Here is a 17,934-nt window from a genome sequence, read left to right as displayed (position 1 = left end):
ATGTCAGTTCCAGGAATGGCGCGCAGGGGCGATGCCGTTCAGCAGATAGTTGCCGATGGCGTGCAGCTTCCAGCGCACCGGATCGTGCAAGGTATGGGTGCGGGCATTGCGCCAGTGGCGGTCCAGGTTATGTACCGCCAGGGTGGACGCTGAACCGGCCAGTTCAAACAATTTCTCGCTGGCCAGCAAGGCAACCTCGGTGGTCAGCACCTTGGCTTTGGCGACGGCGATCGAGGCCCGCGCTGAGGCATCGGCGTCGATCGCCACGCTGGCAATCTGGTCCAGCGCCTGCGCCGCCTTGGCCAGCAGCGCATTCGCCGCATGCAGGCGGATTTTGAGATCGCCGATGTCGCGGATGACGTAAGGATCGTCGCTGGCCCGCTCCACTCCGCTATCGGCCCAGGGCCGCGAACGGTTGCGGACAAATTGTATGGTGTCTTCAATGGCGGCGGCAGCGATGCCGGCGTCGATCGCCGCCTGTATCAGTTGCGAGCCCGGTCCCTGGATGCCGGCCTGTTCCGCCAGCTTCTGCAGCGGCAGCACGTTTTCCGTGGCCACCGCCAGGTTTTCCAGCAGCACCGTGCCGCTGGCGGTAGTGCGCTGGCCGAACCCCGACCAGTCGTCGACGATAGTCAGGCCGGGCGTGCCGCGCTTGACGAACACCAGCACCGGCTGGCCTTGGTCGTCCAGCGCCTTGACCGGCACCCAGTGCGCGAACAAGGCGCCGGTGGAATAGAATTTCTTGCCGTTGAGGCGATAGCCGTTCGGCGTTGCAGTGAGGCGTGCCTTCATCTCCAGGATGTTCTTGGTGCCGCGCTCCGGTCCGGCATTGCCGATGCGCAGGCCGTTCAGGACGTCGCCATAGATGCGCGCCTTTTGCGCGGCGTCGGCGCTGTGCGCGACCACGCCGAGGATGCCGAAATGGTTTTGCGGAATCTGTCCCAGCGCCGGATCGGCGGCGCATAGCAGGCGGAATACTTCCGCCAGGGTACGGTAGGAAACCTGGGCGCCGCCGAACTCGCGCGGCACCGTGATGCCGCCCAGTCCGCTGGCGGAGAATTTTTCGATTTCCGCCCACGGCAGGCGGCGCTGGCTGTCGCGTACGCTGGCGTCGAGGCGGAACTCGGCAGCCAGTTCGCGCGCGATGTCGAGCGCTTCCTGGTCGGTGCTGATGCGATGCGCCGGCAAAACCCGGGGTAACAGGTCTGCCTGGCTTGCATCTGCTGCTTGTGTCGCGATAGACGACATGAATCACCTCTCTTGTTGTGCTTTGAACGCAACTTGTGATTGCGCTCGGTTGCCAAGAGAAAACGATAGCTTGCAGGCATGTCCAGCGTCCAATAAGAAAAACGCTTGAGGGTATGCGGAAATTGTTTTGCCGGCGCTCGGCGCAGACTGCTTGCTGCTTACGACGCGATTGCGGAGGACTAGAGGTTGGACTCAGGAGGAAAAAAAGCAGCGCTGCGGTGTGCCTGGAGCCGCGGCCAGTCATCCAGTACATCGAACGACCGCGGCCAGATATCAGAACCAGTCAGGACTTGAAGGGAAGGAAATACAAAACTCAGTGTGCTGCAAAAAATGCATCTGGCCGGCTCAAACGGCGTCCGGGCCAGTCTCGCCGGTGCGGATGCGGATCACCTGTTCGATATTGCGCACGAAAATCTTGCCGTCGCCGATCTTGCCAGTGCGCGCCGCCTTGATGATGGCATCCACTGCGCGTTCGGTGAGGGCATCGTCGATCACCAGTTCGACTTTCACTTTCGGCAGGAAATCGACAACATACTCGGCGCCGCGGTACAGCTCGGTGTGGCCCTTCTGACGGCCAAAGCCTTTTACCTCGGTCACGGTCAGGCCGGTGACGCCGACTTCGGCGAGAGCTTCACGCACCTCGTCCAGCTTGAAAGGTTTGATAACGGCAGTAATTTGCTTCATGGCAACTCCTTTGGGCATTAATTTAAGCATTAAATATAAATCTGTTGCAGTCTGCTTGTCGTCCGCGGCATGTCCTCGCCCGGATCAAGCGCAATCTGCTAGAGTATATGAAAAACGCTATTTGTCTATACGCGGCAATCAATAACTCTGTTTTTAGGAGAGATATGCAACACGGGTGAGAATTGCCCTTCTCTCAGTCCGGAATCTTTGCTAAGTCATTCAGCCATACAGTCGCTTCCGAGTCGCTGGGCGCGCGCCAGTCGCCGCGCGGCGACAGCGAACCGCCATTGCCGACCTTGGGCGCGTTCGGCACGCAGGAACGCTTGAACTGGCTGGTACGGAAAAAGCGGTCGAGGAAAATCCCCAGGTTGCGCTTGATGGCTGCCAGGTCGTACTGGTTCCTGGCCACCGCATCATTGTCGTAGGGCCAGCTGCCCTTGCTCTTGTCGTGCCAGGCCGCGTGGGCCAGGAAAGCCACCTTCGACGGCGCAAAGCCATAGCGCAGTATGTAATACAGATTGAAGTCTTGCAATTCGTAGGGGCCGATGACGTTTTCCGTGATCTGCTCCGGTTTGCCGCTAGCCTTGCCCGGCACCAGTTCCGGGCTGATTTCGGTATTCAGCACATTCAGCAGGACATCGGAACCGAGATAGCCGATGGCGCCGGTATCGGCCACCCAGCGCACGAGGTGGGAAATCAGAGTCTTCGGCACGCTGGCGTTGACGTTGTAATGCGACATGTGGTCGCCCACGCCATAGGTGCACCAGCCCAGCGCCAGTTCGCTCAGGTCGCCGGTGCCGATCACGATGGCATGGTGGAAATTGGCCAGCCGGAACAGGTGGTTGGTGCGCTCGCCGGCCTGCACATTTTCAAAAGTGATGTCGTACTGTTCCTGGCCGGCGGCATAGGGATGGCCGAGGTCCTTCAGCATTTGCAGGCAGCTCGGGCGGATATCGATTTCCGCCGCCGTGCTGCCGACCACCTGCATCAGTTGCCGCGCCTGCTGCAAGGTGCGGTCGCTGGTGGCGAAGCCCGGCATGGTGTAGGCCAGGATATTCGCGCGCGGTAAATTCAAGCGGTCCATGGCCTTGGCGCAGACCAGCAAGGCATGCGTCGAATCCAGTCCGCCGGAGACGCCGATCACTACCTTGGACAGCTTGCTGGAGGAAAGTCGCTGCACCAGCGCCTGCACCTGGATGTTGTAGACCTCGGTACAGCGCTCGTCGCGCCGCCGGGTATCCGCCGGCACATAGGGGAAACGTTCGACCTTGCGTTCCAGCGGCAAGGCCTGGTCCAGCGGCAGCGCCAGTTCAAAGCTGACCACATCGAACTTCGCCACCTCGGCGGCGTGGCGCCGCACCGACTGCCCGAAAGTGGTCTGCCGCATGCGTTCGCGCGACAAGCGTTCCAGGTCGATATCGGCAAAAATGAGATGCGAAGCGTCCAGGAAGCGCTCCGATTCCGCCAGCAGTTCGCCATTTTCATAAATCAGGGCCTGACCGTCCCAAGCCAGGTCGGTCGACGATTCGCCCTTGCCGGCCGAGGTAAACAAATAAGCCGACACGCAGCGCGCGGATTGCTGGCCGACCAGCTGGTGACGATAAGCTGCCTTCCCCACCAGTGCGTTGGATGCGGACAGGTTCACCAGCACGCTGGCGCCGGCCAGCGCAGCAAACGACGATGGCGGAATCGGCACCCAGACGTCTTCGCAGATCTCGGCATGGAAACGCAGCAGCGGCAGGTTAGCTACTTCGAACAGCAAGCCGGCGCCGAAGGGAACCCTGGTTCCCAGCAATGGAATCTCGCGCACCGCCGTGTTTTCAGCGGGACTGAACTGACGCAATTCGTAAAACTCGCCGTAGTTAGGCGGATAGCTCTTCGGCACGATGCCCTGGATGCGGCCACCGGCGACGATGGCCGCGCAATTGAACAACTGGTGCTCGACCCGCAAAGGCAGGCCGACGATCATCACCACCGGCAGTTCGACCGAGGCCGCCACCACTTCGGCCAGCGCGGCTTCGCAAGCGTCCAGCAAGGCGCGCTGGTGAAACAGATCGTCGCAGGTATAAGCGGACAAACCCAGCTCCGGAAACGCCACCAGCAAGGCGCCCTGCTGCTGCGCCTGGCGCGCCAGCCTGATCGTCTCGGCGGCGTTGAAAGCCGGATCCGCCACCCGGCAATTCGGCACGGCAACCGCGACGCGCGCGAAATCATGGGAGTAAAGGTTGAGAAATTTGTTGGTTGTCATCATTCTTCCTGCGCTCTGCGTGATGCTTTCAATTATCGCATGTAATGCGCCCGGCTCAGGATGCCGCGGCAGAGCGGTGGCGATGCTGCTAAACTTCTCGCTTATTTTCGTTTCCGCCTTCCTCTCATTCACGGCCGGTCCAGTCCTTGATCAATAAAACAACAGAGCAGAGCGCCAGCCAGTTCGCCACCCGCATCGTCGCTTCGCTGAGCGAAGTCGGCCAGGCCGCATGGGACGAGCTGCTTGCCTTGCAAGCCGACGCCAATCCCTTCCTCTCCTTCGCCTTCCTGCACGCTCTGCATGAAAGCGGCAGCGCCTCGGAAAAAGCGGGCTGGCAACCGCAGTACATCACCTTGTGGAATCAAGCCGGACAGCTGGCGGCGGCCCTGCCCTTGTACGTCAAATACCATTCCTATGGCGAATACGTGTTCGACTGGGCCTGGGCCGACGCCTACCAGCGCAACGGCCTGGAATACTATCCCAAGCTGCTGTCGGCGATTCCGTTCACCCCGGTGACCGGCGGCCGGCTGCTGGCGCGCGACGCCACGGCGCGCGCGGCGCTGGTCAAGGTGCTGCAGTCACTGCGGCGCGACACCCAGACTTCCTCCACCCATATCCTGTATCCGCCGGCGGAACAGGCCGAAGCCTTGCAGCAGGCCGGCTTCATGCTGCGCAGCGGCGTGCAGTTCCACTGGCTCAATCCCGGCTACCGCGATTTCGATGAGTTCCTCGCCACGCTGGAACGCAAGAAACGCAAGAACATCGTGGCCGAGCGGCGCAAGGTGGCCGAGGCCGGCGTGCACCTGCGCCGGGTGCGCGGCAGCGACGCCACCGAGGCGGACTGGGTGTTTTTCAACCGCTGCTATGCGCGCACCTACGCCGAGCACCGTTCCACGCCTTACCTCAACCTGGATTTCTTCCTGCGCATCGGCGCCAGCATGCCGCACAACATCCTGCTGATCGTGGCCGAACGCGACGGCAGGCCGATTGCCTCGTCGCTGCTGATCCATACCGGACAAACCCTGTACGGCCGTTACTGGGGCGCCCTGGAATTCGTGCCCTGCCTGCATTTTGAAACCGCTTACTATCAGCCGCTGGAGTTCTGCATCGAGCAAAAGATCGCCTGCTTCGAAGGCGGCGCCCAGGGTGAGCACAAGATGGCGCGCGGCTTCCTGCCGCAAAAAACCTGGTCGGCGCACTGGCTGGCGCATCCCGGCTTTGCCGATGCGGTGGCGAATTTCCTGGAGCAGGAAGCGGACGGCATCGATAGCTACATGGATGAACTGAACGACCGCAATCCTTTCCGTCCCGCGCCCCCCTGACCGATTCGCCCACGCCACTTTAAGAGCAGCCATGCAACCGACCGACATCTTGCTAGCCTTGTTGACCGTCATGATCTGGGGCATGAATTTTGTCGTCATCAAGATCGGCCTGGCAGGCTTGCCGCCGCTGCTGTTTTCGGCGCTGCGCTTTGTCTTCGCAGCGCTGCCGCTGGTATTTTTCATCAAGCGGCCAGCGATTCCCTGGCGCTACCTGATCGGCTTCGGCCTGTTCCAGTTCGCCCTGCAATTCTCGCTGCTGTTCTCTGGCATGCAGCTGGGCATAGGCGCGGGCCTGGCGTCGCTGGTGATCCAGCTGCAGGCATTTTTTACCATCGGCCTGGCGGTGCTGCTGCTGGGCGAGCGGCCGCTGCTGACGCAATTGCTGGGCGCGCTGGTGGCGCTGGCCGGCATCGCGCTGGTGGCCAGCCACCTGGAAGCGCAAGCGACGGTGATCGGCTTCCTGCTGGTGATCGGCGCCGGACTGAGCTGGGCCAGCGCCAACATCGTCACCAAGAAGATCGGCAAGGTCAACCCGCTGGCGCTGATGGCCTGGGGTTCGCTGATGGCGGCGCCGCCCTTGCTGCTGGCGTCGGCGCTGCTGGAAGGCCCGGCTGCCTGGCACAGCGCCTTTGCGCATTTTGGCTGGGTCTCGGTGGCGGCGGTGTTTTACCAGTCCTATCCGAACACCATCGTCGGCTACGGCATCTGGACCATCCTCATGCGCAAGTACCCGGCGGCGACGGTGGCGCCGTTTTCGCTGCTGGTGCCGCTGGTGGGCATGCTGAGCGCCGCCATCCTGCTGGGTGAAGCGCTGCAGTGGTGGAAAATCGTCGCCGGCCTGCTGGTGCTGGGCGGACTCGCCCTGAACCAGTTCGGCGGGCGCTTGCTGCCGTTGTTCAGGCGCTCGTAGCGATACGGCCCAAGCCCTGTTCGACGGCATCTAGAAACAAGCGGACTTTGGACGACAGATAACGGTTCGGCAGATAGATGCCGTACAGGCGGCGCTGCGGCAGCGGCGCATATTGCGGCAGCAGCCGGATCAGCTTCTTCTGCGCCAGGTCGGCGCCTGTCATGTAGTCCGGCAGCAAGCCGATGCCCATGCCGCGCAACACGCACTGGTGCAGCCAGACACTGTTATTGCAATTGATGTGCGGCGTGATCTTGATTTCATGACGCTTGCCATCCGCCTCCTCAAATTGCCAGACGTCCCTGGCCGACATCACGTTATCGGCCAGGCAATCGTAAGCCGGCAGCTCGGCCAGCGTCTGCGGCAAGCGCCTCGCAGCGAAATACTCGGCGCTGCCGACCACGCTCCAGCCGACCCGGTACAGCATGCGCGCATGGACATTTTCCGGCGGCGTAGTGGCGATGCGCAGCGCCACGTCAATCGAGCGTTCGGCGAGATCGAAGAACTGGTCGGACATGGTCAGCTCCAACTCGATCCCAGGATGCTGCTGCATGAAATCGCAGACGATATCCGGCAGGCAGACATTGGCGAAATTGGCCGGCGCGGTCACCCGCAAGATGCCCTGCGGCGTGTCCTGGCGCCGCAACACTTCCTGCTCGGCCTCCGCCACCTCCGACAAGATCGCCTTGCAGCGCCGGTAAAACACCTCCCCGGCCTCAGTCAGGCTAAGGCTGCGCGTAGTCCGCTGCAGCAGTTTTACCCGCAGCTCGCGCTCCAGCGCGCTGACCTGTTTGCTGACATGCGAATTCGACACTTGCAGCCGCGCCGCCGCGATGGAAAAGCTGCCGTGGTCCGCCACCGCGACGAAAGCCACCATTCTTTGCAAATCGATCATATTTTCTATATAGAACTAATGATTTTATAAAACTCAGTTTAATCATCATACAGAAACAATAAACTGGCCTCATCTTTCTTTCACGGAGTCATCCACGATGCAAGCCACCGACGTTTTCCTGGCAATCCTGACGGTCTCGATCTGGGGCCTTAACTTTGTAGCGATCAAGATCGGCCTGCACGGCTTGCCGCCGCTGCTGTTTTGCGCGCTGCGCTTCATTTTTGCAGCGCTGCCGCTGGTATTTTTCATCAAGCGCCCCGCGATTCCGTGGCGTTTGCTGATCGCCTATGGCGGTCTGCAGTTCGCCGGCCAGTTTTCCTTGCTGTTCATCGGCATGAAGCTGGGATTCGCGCCGGGCCTGGCGTCGCTGGTGATGCAGCTGCAAGTGTTCTTTACGGTAGCGCTGGCGGTGCTGATGCTGGGTGAGCGTGCGCGCGCAGCACAGATTTTCGGCGCCCTGGTCGCCTTCGCCGGCATGGGCGTGGTCGCCGCGCATCTGGATGGCACGGCGTCGGTAGCCGGCTTCCTGCTGGTGGTAGCGGCCGGGCTGAGCTGGGCCGGAGCCAATATCGTCACCAAGCAGATCGGCAAGGTCAATCCGCTGGCGCTGGTAGTGTGGGGTTCATTGATGGCAGCGCCGGCGCTGTTGCTGGCATCGCTGCTGCTCGAGGGGCCAGTCGCCTGGCAAAGCGCGGTGCTCCATTTCAGCTGGACCTCGGCCGGCGCGGTCTTGTTCCAGTCTTATCCGACCACCATCCTCGGCTTCGCCATCTGGTCAACCCTGATGCGCAAATATCCAGCGGCCACCGTCGCACCGTTTTCGCTGCTGGTGCCGGTAGCCGGCATGCTGAGCGCCTCCGTGATACTAGGAGAAGAGCTGCAGCCGTGGAAGATCATGGCCGGGCTGCTGGTATTGAGCGGCTTGCTGCTGAACCAGTTCGGCGGCCGCCTGGTGCTGCTGCTAAAAACCGCCAAAGCATAAAAACACGGCGCGCTGATGCGGTAGGGTGGGCAGCTGTGCCCACCTCGATCATTCAAGGAACGAACTCAGCGTGGGCAGAAAATCTGCCCACCCTACGGAAAGCTGCCAGGGCATGAAAAAAGCGCACCACGGTGCGCTTTTCAACATCAGCAACCGCGGCCTGTCCAGGCAAGCCGCAATTCCGGCGCATTACGCCGCGATGGACTTCTTGTAGGCCTCGACGCCCGCAAGGATTTCCTTGCGCGCTTCGTCCGGACCGAACCAGCCGTCGATCTTGACCCATTTACCCTTTTCCAGATCCTTGTAGTGCTCGAAGAAATGCTGGATCTGTTTCAGGCGCAGTTCATTCATGTCTTCCGGCTTTTGCCAGTGCGTGTAGATGCTCAGCACCTTGTCGACCGGCACCGCCAGCAGCTTGGCGTCCTGGCCGGCTTCGTCCGACATCTTCAGCACGCCCACCGGACGGCAGCGCACCACCACACCCGGGAACAGCGGGAACGGCGTGATCACCAGCACGTCGACCGGATCGCCGTCTTCCGACAAGGTTTGCGGGATATAGCCGTAGTTGCATGGGTAATGCATGGCGGTGCCCATGAAGCGGTCAACGAAAATCGCGCCGGATTCCTTGTCGACTTCGTATTTGATCGGATCGGCATTCATCGGGATTTCGATGATGACGTTGAAATCGTTTGGCAAATCGCGCCCGGCCGATACTTGATTCAGACTCATGGTGTGCTCTCGTCAATAATAAAAATTCAAAAACAATGTGGTGCTTCGGCGTCTGGCGCCGCCGGACAAACTCTCCAGCATGCGGAAAGCACCTTGCTAACCCGAAATTATAACGGCTGATAGCCGTATCGTGCGATGCAACATCCACTTATGTTGCGCCAGACCGATATCTTTTCAGCAATTGGCTATTGCTTCGTTGCAGACAAAACACTAATCGCGCCAAATGATGCGGCACAACACGCTCCTTGCTAACCTTCCTGTTTTGTCTTATATTTCAGTAATTACTGAAAATTCAAAATATCATGCACACCATCCCTCCCGGCAACACCAGCACCGCCAGCGCTCCGCTGACTCCCTTGACGCCGCTGACCCAGCGCTTCATCTCGCATTTCGGCGAAATGGGCAGCCGCTGGGGCATCAATCGCACCGTTGGGCAGATTTATGCGTTACTTTATGTCCTGGGGCAACCTTTGAATGCCGACCAGATTGCCGAATACCTGACGTTTTCCCGCTCCAACGTCAGCATGGGCCTGAAGGAATTGCAGTCGTGGCGCCTGGTCAAGCTGCTGCACCACCCCGGCGATCGCCGCGAGTATTTCGAGCCGCCGAAAGATATCTGGGATATTTTCAAGACCTTGCTGGAAGAGCGCCGGCGCCGCGAAATCGAGCCGACCTTATCGATGTTGCGCGATGCGCTGCTAGAGACGCCTGCCAACGAAACCGACCAGCAGGCGCAGCAGCGGATGCGCGAAATGTACAATCTGATCGAGCTGTCCAGTTCCTGGTTTGACGATGTGCAGCGCCTTTCGCCGGAAACCCTGGCTTCGCTGATGAAGATGGGTTCCAAGGTCAAGAAGCTGCTGGATGTACGCGACAAGTTCCGCATGCCTGGCTCGGGCAGCAAGACCAAGAGCAGCACCGACCATCCCGATGTATACCAGAACGCTAAGTTGAAGGAGTAGACGCCCGATGTCTTTCGCCTTGAATAAACGCCTCACCCGCTTGCCGCTGGCAGTCGAAATCACCGTCATCCTGGTGGTCAAGATTGCCCTCCTGACGGTGCTCTGGAAAGCTTTTTTCTCCGAACCGCAAACAAAAAAAATGCGTATGCCGACTGACCTGGTGGAACAGCACCTGCTCAGTCCGCAACCTGCCGCCATCCCTTCCCACCTACCCCCTTCTGAGGCCCGCCAATGATTCCTATTGATGAAGTCGTCGCCCTATCGCGCCTGCAGTTCGCTGCGACCGCGATGTTCCATTTCCTGTTCGTGCCGCTCACCCTCGGGCTGGCATGGATCCTGGTCATCATGGAGTCGGTCTATGTCATGACCGGCAGCCCGATCTACAAAGACATGACGCGCTTCTGGGGCAAGCTGTTCGGCATCAATTTCGCCATGGGCATCGCCACCGGCATCACCCTGGAATTCCAGTTCGGCACCAACTGGTCGTATTACTCCCACTACGTCGGCGACATCTTCGGCACGCCGCTGGCGATCGAGGGGATGATGGCCTTCTTCCTCGAATCGACCTTCGTCGGCCTGTTCTTCTTCGGCTGGGACCGCCTTTCGCGCGTCCAGCATCTACTGATCACTTTCCTGGTGGCGCTGGGCTCCAGCCTGTCGGCCCTGTGGATCCTGATCGCCAACGGCTGGATGAACAATCCGGTCGGCGCCGAGTTCAACTATGAAACCATGCGCATGGAGCTGACCAGCATCGTCGACGTCATTTTCAATCCGGTGGCGCAGGTGAAATTCGTGCACACCCTGTCGGCCGGCTACGTCGCCGCCTCGATGTTCGTGCTCGGCATCTCTGCCTTTTACCTGCTGCGCGGCCGCGACACCGCCTTCGCCCTGCGCTCGTTTGCAATCGCTGCCGGCTTCGGACTGGCCTCGACCCTGTCGGTGATCGTGCTCGGCGACGAGTCCGGCTATACCGCCGGCGAAGTCAACAAGGTCAAACTGGCTGCCATGGAAGCCGAATGGCATACCGAGCCGGCGCCGGCCGGCATCACCGTGGTCGGCTGGCCCAACGAGAAAGAACAGCGCACCGATTACGCCATCAAGATTCCATATGTGCTGGGCCTGATCGGCACGCGCTCGGCCGACAAGCAGATCACCGGCATCCAAGACCTGAAGAAGGAACATGAAGTACGCATCCGCAACGGCATGCTGGCGTACGCCGCCCTGACCCGCCTGAAAGGCGGCGACAAGTCGCCCGAAGCGGTGGCCTCCTTCGACAAGCTGAAAGACGATCTCGGCTACGGTCTGCTGCTGAAAAAGTACACGCCGAACGTGGTCGACGCCACGCCGGAACAGATCGGCATGGCGGTCAACGATACCTTCCCGAAAATCGCACCGATGTTCTGGTCGTTCCGGCTGATGGTCGGCCTCGGCATACTGTTCCTGTTCATCTTCTCCTGCTCGTTCTACTTCCTGATCCGCAAGCAGCTGGCCAAGCAGCGCTGGCTGCTGCGCCTGGCGGTGTACAGCATCCCGCTGCCGTGGGTGGCGATCGAACTGGGCTGGCTGCTGGCCGAGTACGGCCGCCAGCCATGGACCATCTCCGGCGTGCTGCCGACCCATTTATCGGCCTCGACCCTGCAGCCTGGCAGCCTCTACTTCAGCCTGGCCGGCTTCCTCGGCTTCTATACCTTCCTGTTCGTCATCGAAATGATACTGATGGTGAAATACGCCCGCCGCGGACCGAGCAGCCTGCATACCGGCAAGTACCACTGGGAACGCCTGGAAGCATCAACCGTCGATTCGACCGCCAAGGCATAAGGAGAAACCGCCATGTTTGATTATGAAACCTTGAAAGTAATCTGGTGGGGCTTTGTCGGCGTGCTCCTGATCGGCTTCGCCCTCACTGACGGCTTCGACTTCGGGGTCGGCATGATGCTGCCCTTCATCGGCAAGACCGACGGCGAACGCCGGGTCGTCATCAATTCGATAGGCAGCACCTGGGAAGGCAACCAGACCTGGTTCATCACCGCCGGCGGCGCCATCTTTGCAGCCTGGCCGCTGGTCTACAGCGCCGCGTTCTCAGGCTTCTATGTGGCCTTGATGCTGCTGCTGTTCTCGCTGTTCTTCCGCCCGGTCGGCTTCGATTACCGTAGCAAGGTGGCCGATACTCGCTGGCGCAACGCTTGGGACTGGGGCTTGTTCGCCGGCGGGTTCGTGCCGCCGCTGATCTTCGGCGTCGCCTTCGGCAACCTGTTCCTCGGCGTGCCCTTCCATTACGACGACACCATGCGGGTGGAATACACCGGCAACTTCTTCCAGCTGCTCAATCCCTTCGGCCTACTGGCCGGCCTGCTGAGCGTGGCCATGCTGCTGATGCACGGCGCCGCCTACCTGCAAGTCAAGACCGATGCCCTGATCGCCCAGCGCGCGCGCGGCGTCGCCAAGGTCGCAGGACTGGTAACGGCGCTGTTGTTCGTGGCAGGCGGTTTCTGGGTGGCCTTCGGCATCCACGGCTATCGCATCACCGCCATGCCGGATGCAAACAGCGCCTTCATGCCTATCGTCAAGACGGTCGTCACCGCCAACGGCGCCTGGTTCGATAACTATGCGCACTGGCCTGCCATCTGGGCCTTCCCTATCGTTGCCGTCGCCGGCGCCTTGCTGTGCGTACTGTTCAGCGCGGCCAACAAGGCCATGGCAGCTTTCCTGGCCAGCGGCTTTTGCGTGACCGCCGTCATCCTGACCGCAGGCGCTTCCCTGTTCCCATTCATCATGCCGTCTTCGCTCGATCCAAACAGCAGCCTGACGATCTGGGACGCGGTCTCCAGCCACAAGACGCTGGGCATCATGTTCTGGGTGGTAGTCATCATGCTGCCGATCATCCTGCTTTACACCACCTGGGTCTATCGGGTCATGCGCGGCAAGGTCACCCTCAAGCATATCGAAGACAACCAGCACACCGCCTACTAAGCACAGAGAGGAAAAGATTATGTGGTATTTCGCATGGATATTAGGAGTCGGCCTGGCGCTGGCGTTCGGCATCATCAACGTCATGTGGCTGGAAGCCAACTACGCCTTCGGCAGCAGGGATGAAGAAACCACCCGCGAACGCTTTGAAAGCGCGGCGGCCGAGCATGAAGCCAGGGCCCGCAAAAAATGAGCGCCGCCCACGCTGCGGCAATTCTGGTAACACCTGACGCCGAGTGCGAGACGCTCTTGCCTGGCCATGATTTTGTCGATGCCTACCAGGTCCGGGCCGGCCTCTCCGGCCTGAGCGCCAGGCAGGCCGCCGAGGCCATCATCAAGCATCCGCCCGGCTGGATCAGTCTGCTGATGGCGACTCGCAACCGCGTGGTGAGCCTGTTCCAGCTGCGCACAGTGGAAATCGGCGTCGGCGATCCGCATGGGTTGCAGCATACGGTGGGCGGCTTCCCGCTGGTGGCGCAATCGGAGCGCGAAGTGGTGCTGGGCTTCGACGACCACCACCTGGATTTCCGCATCAGCATCAAGGTCGCGCCGGACGGCCCGGAGGCGACGCAAGTGACGGTCTCGACCATCGTCAAGACCAACAATCTGCTGGGACGCAGCTATCTGGCGACGATCATGCCTTTCCACCGGCTGATCGTGCGCCATCTGCTGGAGCATGCGCGCTTCCGGCAGCAACCGTCCTGAGCGGGGCGAGCCAGGCTTTCAGCGCAGGTTCAGCTTGCGGTACACCGTATTGCGCGATATACCCAGGGCCTTGGCGGTGGCGGAAACGTTGCCGCCATTGGCGTCAAACGCCTGCCTGACAGCGGTTTGCGCCAGGTCCTCCAGGCTGCCGCTGCCACTGGCGTCAAGCGCGGCCGGCGACAAGGCTTGCACATCTTCCAGGAAATCGTCAGGCAAGTGTTCCAGCCGGATCACGCGGTCGGCGCCGGCCATCACTACCGCGGTCCTGAGCAGGTTGCTGAGCTGGCGGAAATTGCCCGGCCAGCCGTGGCGATGGAACAGCGCCATGATCTCGGACGCCACCGTACAGCAAGGTTCGCCGCCGGGTTCTTCCAGCAACAGCTTGTTGACGATGACCTCCAGGTCGGAACGTTCGCGCAAGGCTGGCAGCTTGACTACCAGCCCGTTCAGGCGATAGTACAAGTCCTCGCGGAACAGGCTGGCGGCGATCAGCTCGCGCAGGTTGCGGTTGGTGGCGCAGATCAATGCCAGATTGACCGGGATCGACTTGGTGCTGCCGAGCGGCGTCACCATGCGTTCCTGCAGCACGCGCAACAGGCGCGCCTGCAATGCCAACGGCATATCGCCGATTTCATCCAGAAACAAGGTGCCGCCGTTGGCTTGCAGGATCTTGCCTTGGCCGCCCTTTTTGCGCGCACCGGTGAAGGCCCCCTCTTCGTAACCGAACAGCTCCGATTCGATCAGCGTTTCCGGAATCGAGGCGCAGTTGACGGCGACGAAAGCGCCCTGCCGGCGCGGCGAATCGTTGTGGATCGCCTGCGCCAGCAATTCCTTGCCGGTGCCGGTTTCGCCGGTGATCAGGATCGGGATGTCGCGCCCGATCACTTTCTCCAGCTTGCCGATCAGCGCCGCCATTTGCGGATCGCCGGTATTCAGGTAGCGCAGGCTGGAGAGGCGCCGATCCTGTGGCGGCGCTTTCGGCGTCGGCACAGGATCGGCGGCGGGCTGGGCTTCGCTGAAATGCCGGAACGCGCTGTTCGACAGCCGCAGTTCCGCCCTGGCATAAACCCTGACGCCGCTGTGCAGGCAAAGATCGAGCAAGTCCGGCGCCGCCGTTCGATAATGATCGAACAAGGTCGAGACCGGCAAGCCGAACAGCGAGCTGAAGGTATGCGACTGCAAGGCCGTCAGCGGCAAGCCAAGCTGGAACAAGGCGCTGCGGTTGGCCGACAGGAAGCGCCCGCCGGGCGTAAAGCAGGCGATGCCCTCCATCAGCGTGCCGATGAATTCGGGACGGCTGTGAAAATGCAGGGTCACCGCATTTTCGAACGCCGCCGTAAACAGCTGGTTCTCGATCATCTGCGCCGACATCCGCACCAGCGCCATGGTGTGCTTGTGATAGCTGTCGCGGTCGCCGCTGACATCCAGCACCCCGAGGATCTTGCCTTCATGGTCGAAGATCGGCGCCGCGGAACAGGTCAGGAAATGGTTCGCCTGCAGGTAATGGGCATCGGCATGCACCGTGGTCGGCGCCCGTTCCGCCAATGCGGTGCCGATGGCGTTGGTGCCCTTGCTCTGTTCGGACCAGGCGACGCCCGGATTCAGCGCCACCCGCTCGGCCTTGACCAGGAAATCGTCATCGCCCAGCGCATGCACGATAACGCCGCTGGCATCGGTCAGCAGCACCATGTTGTGGGTATTGATGATCTGTTCGTAGAGCGTTTCCATGACCGGCAACGCATGCGTGTACAGCGCATGGTTCTGCTCCAGCAGCACTGACAGGGACGCCGCCCCGAGCGGCTCGATATCGGGCTTGTCCTGCCGAGCCAGGCCATACGCACTAGAACGCTGGTGCGATTTCTCGATCACGCCGGGGTCGCTGGCCGCCAGCGCAAAGCGCTGCGCCGGTCTGTTGCATGAGAGCTCACTCATAAGGTCTCCTTCGGCCGGCAATGCCGGCTTGGCTGCGGGCGCTGATGCGCCTCTAGAGGTATTCAGCTGACAGTCTACCTTTGAATGACTCTCCATGTAATCACACCGTTGAATGCAGCCGCCTTGGCGACACGCAATGTGCTCGGGGATATGGTTGCAGAGCAGCATCCGCGCCGCGTTGACGGACCCTGCTTCAGTTGCCAGTCTGGCTACCCAGCAGCAAGGGCGCTTCGGCCACGCTTGCATATTCGTCATCGCTGAACAGGCGCGCACGGCTGAGAAACCTGAGCCCGCTGCCGTTTTCCAGCGAAAACATGCCGCCATTGCCCTGCACCACGTCGATGATCAGCTGGGTATGCTTCCAGTACTCAAACTGCTCGGCGCCGATATAAAAGGGAGTGCCGTCCAGATCGCCCAGGTAGACATCGGCATCGCCGACCTGGAACTCGCCTAGCGCGTAGCACATGGGCGCGCTGCCGTCGCAGCAGCCGCCGGACTGGAAGAACATCAGCGGGCCGTGCTTCTGCCTGAGGCTGCGCAACAGCTCGAGTGCGGCCGGGGTGGCGCTGACGCGGGCGATGATAGAGGGCATGATCGAACCTTGCCGGTGGCGGGAAAAGAGAAAGGAAAAAGCGGTCCCGCCTGACAAGACAGGACCGCAGCGGCTTTAGAAAAAGCCCAAGGCGTCCGGACTGTAGCTGACCAGCAGGTTCTTGGTCTGCTGGTAATGATCCAGCATCATCTTGTGGTTTTCGCGGCCGATGCCGGATTGCTTGTAGCCGCCGAATGCTGCATGGGCCGGATACAGGTGATAGCAATTGGTCCACACGCGGCCGGCCTGAATCCCGCGCCCCATGCGGAAGGCGCGCGAGCCGTCGCGCGTCCACAGGCCGGCGCCGAGGCCGTACAAGGTATCGTTGGCCAGCGCCAGCGCCTCTTCCTCATCCTTGAAGGTGGTCACCGACAGCACCGGGCCGAAAATTTCTTCCTGGAAGATGCGCATCTTGTTATGGCCTTCGAACACCGTCGGCTCGACATAAAAGCCGGCATCGAAGTCGCCGCCCAGCTGCTTGCGCGTGCCGCCCGTGAGCAGCTTGGCGCCCTCCTGCTTGCCGATGTCGATATACGACATGATTTTTTCCAGCTGCTCTTGCGACGCCTGGGCGCCGATCATGGTCGCGCTGTCGAGCGGATTGCCTTGCTTGATGGCCTTGACCCGTTTCAATGCGCGCTCCATGAAACGCTCATAGATCGATTCCTGGATCAGCGCGCGCGAAGGACAGGTGCAGACCTCGCCCTGGTTCAGTGCAAACATGGCGAAGCCTTCCAGGCATTTGTCGAAGAAGGCATCGTCCTGGTCCATCACGTCGGCAAAGAACACATTGGGCGACTTGCCGCCCAGTTCCAGCGTCACAGGAATGATGTTTTGCGAAGCGTATTGCATGATCAGGCGGCCAGTGGTGGTCTCGCCGGTAAACGCGATCTTGGCGATGCGCTTGCTGGAGGCCAGCGGCTTGCCGGCTTCCAGGCCGAAGCCATTGACAATATTCAGGACGCCGGGCGGCAGCAGGTCTTGCACCAGCTCGATCCAGACCATGATCGAAGCCGGCGTCTGCTCGGCCGGCTTGATCACCACGCAATTGCCGGCCGCCAGCGCCGGCGCCAGTTTCCAGACCGCCATCAGGATCGGGAAGTTCCAGGGAATGATCTGGCCGACCACGCCCAGCGGTTCATGGAAATGATAGGCATAGGTCTGATCGTCGATGGTCGCGACTGAACCTTCCTGGGCCCGGATGCAACCGGCAAAATAGCGGAAGTGATCGATCGCCAGCGGGATGTCGGCGGCGGTGGTTTCCCGGATCGGCTTGCCGTTGTCGATGGTTTCGGCGATCGCCAGCAATTCCAGGTTGGCTTCCATGCGGTCGGCGATCTTGTTGAGGATGTTGGCGCGCTCGGCCGGCGAAGTCTTGCCCCAGGCGACCTTGGAGGCGTGGGCGGCGTCCAGCGCCAATTCGATGTCTTCCGCGCTGGAACGGGCGATTTCGCAGAAGGTCTTGCCGATCACCGGGCTGACGTTCTCGAAATACTCGCCCTTGACCGGCGGCACGAACTTGCCGCCGATGAAATTATCGTAACGTTGCTTGAATGGATTGCGGGTAGCTAACTTGCTGATGTCTGCGAGATTCATGTCGTCCTCTGGCTTTGGTTGGCGTCATTGTCTGGAGTGCTTTGGTACAAACTACACCAGACATGGCGCAATGAACGTGCCAGCGGCCGGCGCGCGCTGCACACTAGCGCGCAGCAGGCAACAGCAGGGAATTTCGGGATTTAAGGGGCGCCTGGGCGGCGGCAA

Annotated in this window: 17 protein-coding genes; 9 read left to right on the top strand and 8 right to left on the bottom strand. The window is 61.0% G+C overall.

What is annotated here, in order from left to right:
* Window positions 1–3: 3 nt before the first annotated feature.
* The 3 genes from VNZ65_RS01310 to VNZ65_RS01300 all read right to left on the bottom strand — a co-directional run bounded on the left by VNZ65_RS01310 (window position 4) and on the right by VNZ65_RS01300 (window position 4,180).
* Window positions 4–1,248, bottom strand: coding sequence for an SfnB family sulfur acquisition oxidoreductase (locus tag VNZ65_RS01310; RefSeq protein ID WP_325665287.1), 1,245 nt, complete (start codon window positions 1,246–1,248; stop codon window positions 4–6).
* A 345-nt stretch (window positions 1,249–1,593) separates the two neighbouring features.
* Window positions 1,594–1,932 carry a P-II family nitrogen regulator gene (locus tag VNZ65_RS01305; RefSeq protein WP_038487829.1) on the bottom strand — a complete coding sequence of 113 codons (339 nt, stop codon included), beginning with the start codon at window positions 1,930–1,932 and terminating at the stop codon, window positions 1,594–1,596.
* Between the two features lie 193 nt (window positions 1,933–2,125).
* Window positions 2,126–4,180, bottom strand: a complete 2,055-nt coding sequence (locus VNZ65_RS01300) for an NAD(+) synthase (RefSeq protein ID WP_414649013.1) — start codon at window positions 4,178–4,180, stop codon at window positions 2,126–2,128.
* A gap of 146 nt (window positions 4,181–4,326) precedes the next feature.
* On the opposite strand from VNZ65_RS01300, the gene VNZ65_RS01295 reads away from it, so the two are divergent.
* Both VNZ65_RS01295 and VNZ65_RS01290 read left to right on the top strand, forming a co-directional pair.
* On the top strand, window positions 4,327–5,502 hold the full coding sequence (locus VNZ65_RS01295; protein WP_325665283.1) for a GNAT family N-acetyltransferase: 1,176 nt from the start codon (window positions 4,327–4,329) through the stop codon (window positions 5,500–5,502).
* A gap of 31 nt (window positions 5,503–5,533) precedes the next feature.
* Entirely contained in the window at window positions 5,534–6,412 is an 879-nt protein-coding gene (locus VNZ65_RS01290; protein WP_325665281.1) for an EamA family transporter, read from the top strand.
* Here the strand turns inward: VNZ65_RS01290 and VNZ65_RS01285 are convergent.
* Window positions 6,399–7,304: a LysR family transcriptional regulator gene (locus VNZ65_RS01285; protein ID WP_325665279.1), complete on the bottom strand. Its 906-nt coding sequence runs from the start codon at window positions 7,302–7,304 to the stop codon at window positions 6,399–6,401. The two genes, VNZ65_RS01290 and VNZ65_RS01285, sit on opposite strands and share 14 nt — an antisense overlap.
* A 97-nt stretch (window positions 7,305–7,401) precedes the next feature.
* Here VNZ65_RS01285 and VNZ65_RS01280 point away from each other — a divergent pair, with 97 nt between their 5' ends.
* On the top strand, window positions 7,402–8,286 hold the full coding sequence (locus tag VNZ65_RS01280; protein ID WP_325665277.1) for an EamA family transporter: 885 nt from the start codon (window positions 7,402–7,404) through the stop codon (window positions 8,284–8,286).
* A gap of 189 nt (window positions 8,287–8,475) precedes the next feature.
* Here VNZ65_RS01280 and ppa read toward each other — a convergent pair whose 3' ends face one another.
* Complete coding sequence (gene ppa / locus VNZ65_RS01275) at window positions 8,476–9,015, bottom strand: inorganic diphosphatase (protein WP_062114092.1); 540 nt, start codon at window positions 9,013–9,015, stop codon at window positions 8,476–8,478.
* Between the two features lie 302 nt (window positions 9,016–9,317).
* Between ppa and VNZ65_RS01270 the strand changes: the two genes are divergently transcribed.
* From VNZ65_RS01270 to VNZ65_RS01245, 6 genes are read left to right on the top strand one after another with little or no spacing between them, the layout of a single operon-like run.
* Window positions 9,318–9,977, top strand: a complete 660-nt coding sequence (locus tag VNZ65_RS01270; RefSeq protein WP_325665272.1) for a GbsR/MarR family transcriptional regulator — start codon at window positions 9,318–9,320, stop codon at window positions 9,975–9,977.
* Between the two features lie 7 nt (window positions 9,978–9,984).
* On the top strand, window positions 9,985–10,212 hold the full coding sequence (gene cydP, locus VNZ65_RS01265) for a cytochrome oxidase putative small subunit CydP (RefSeq protein WP_325665270.1): 228 nt from the start codon (window positions 9,985–9,987) through the stop codon (window positions 10,210–10,212).
* Complete coding sequence (locus tag VNZ65_RS01260; protein ID WP_325665269.1) at window positions 10,209–11,795, top strand: cytochrome ubiquinol oxidase subunit I; 1,587 nt, start codon at window positions 10,209–10,211, stop codon at window positions 11,793–11,795. Before cydP ends, VNZ65_RS01260 begins: the two co-directional genes overlap by 4 nt.
* A gap of 12 nt (window positions 11,796–11,807) precedes the next feature.
* Window positions 11,808–12,947: a cytochrome d ubiquinol oxidase subunit II gene (gene cydB, locus VNZ65_RS01255; protein ID WP_325665267.1), complete on the top strand. Its 1,140-nt coding sequence runs from the start codon at window positions 11,808–11,810 to the stop codon at window positions 12,945–12,947.
* Between the two features lie 19 nt (window positions 12,948–12,966).
* Window positions 12,967–13,137 carry a cytochrome bd-I oxidase subunit CydX gene (gene cydX, locus VNZ65_RS01250; RefSeq protein WP_092356464.1) on the top strand — a complete coding sequence of 57 codons (171 nt, stop codon included), beginning with the start codon at window positions 12,967–12,969 and terminating at the stop codon, window positions 13,135–13,137.
* Window positions 13,134–13,649 (top strand): DUF2867 domain-containing protein, encoded by a 516-nt coding sequence (locus VNZ65_RS01245; protein WP_325665265.1) that lies wholly within the window; start codon window positions 13,134–13,136, stop codon window positions 13,647–13,649. The genes cydX and VNZ65_RS01245 overlap by 4 nt, the downstream gene beginning before the upstream one ends.
* 18 nt (window positions 13,650–13,667) lie before the next feature.
* On the opposite strand, the gene VNZ65_RS01240 is transcribed toward VNZ65_RS01245, so the two are convergent.
* The 3 genes from VNZ65_RS01240 to adh form a co-directional block, all read right to left on the bottom strand.
* A complete protein-coding gene (locus VNZ65_RS01240; RefSeq protein WP_414649012.1) occupies window positions 13,668–15,581 on the bottom strand; it encodes a sigma-54-dependent Fis family transcriptional regulator in 1,914 nt (637 codons plus the stop codon).
* Between the two features lie 193 nt (window positions 15,582–15,774).
* Window positions 15,775–16,173, bottom strand: a complete 399-nt coding sequence (locus tag VNZ65_RS01235; RefSeq protein WP_325665263.1) for a DUF779 domain-containing protein — start codon at window positions 16,171–16,173, stop codon at window positions 15,775–15,777.
* Between the two features lie 75 nt (window positions 16,174–16,248).
* Window positions 16,249–17,769: an aldehyde dehydrogenase gene (gene adh / locus VNZ65_RS01230; protein WP_325665261.1), complete on the bottom strand. Its 1,521-nt coding sequence runs from the start codon at window positions 17,767–17,769 to the stop codon at window positions 16,249–16,251.
* Between the last annotated feature and the right edge of the window lie 165 nt (window positions 17,770–17,934).

It is taken from the genome of Collimonas sp., from assembly GCF_035566555.1.
Lineage (GTDB): Bacteria > Pseudomonadota > Gammaproteobacteria > Burkholderiales > Burkholderiaceae_D > Collimonas.
This window is presented reverse-complemented; position numbering and strand designations above follow the sequence as displayed.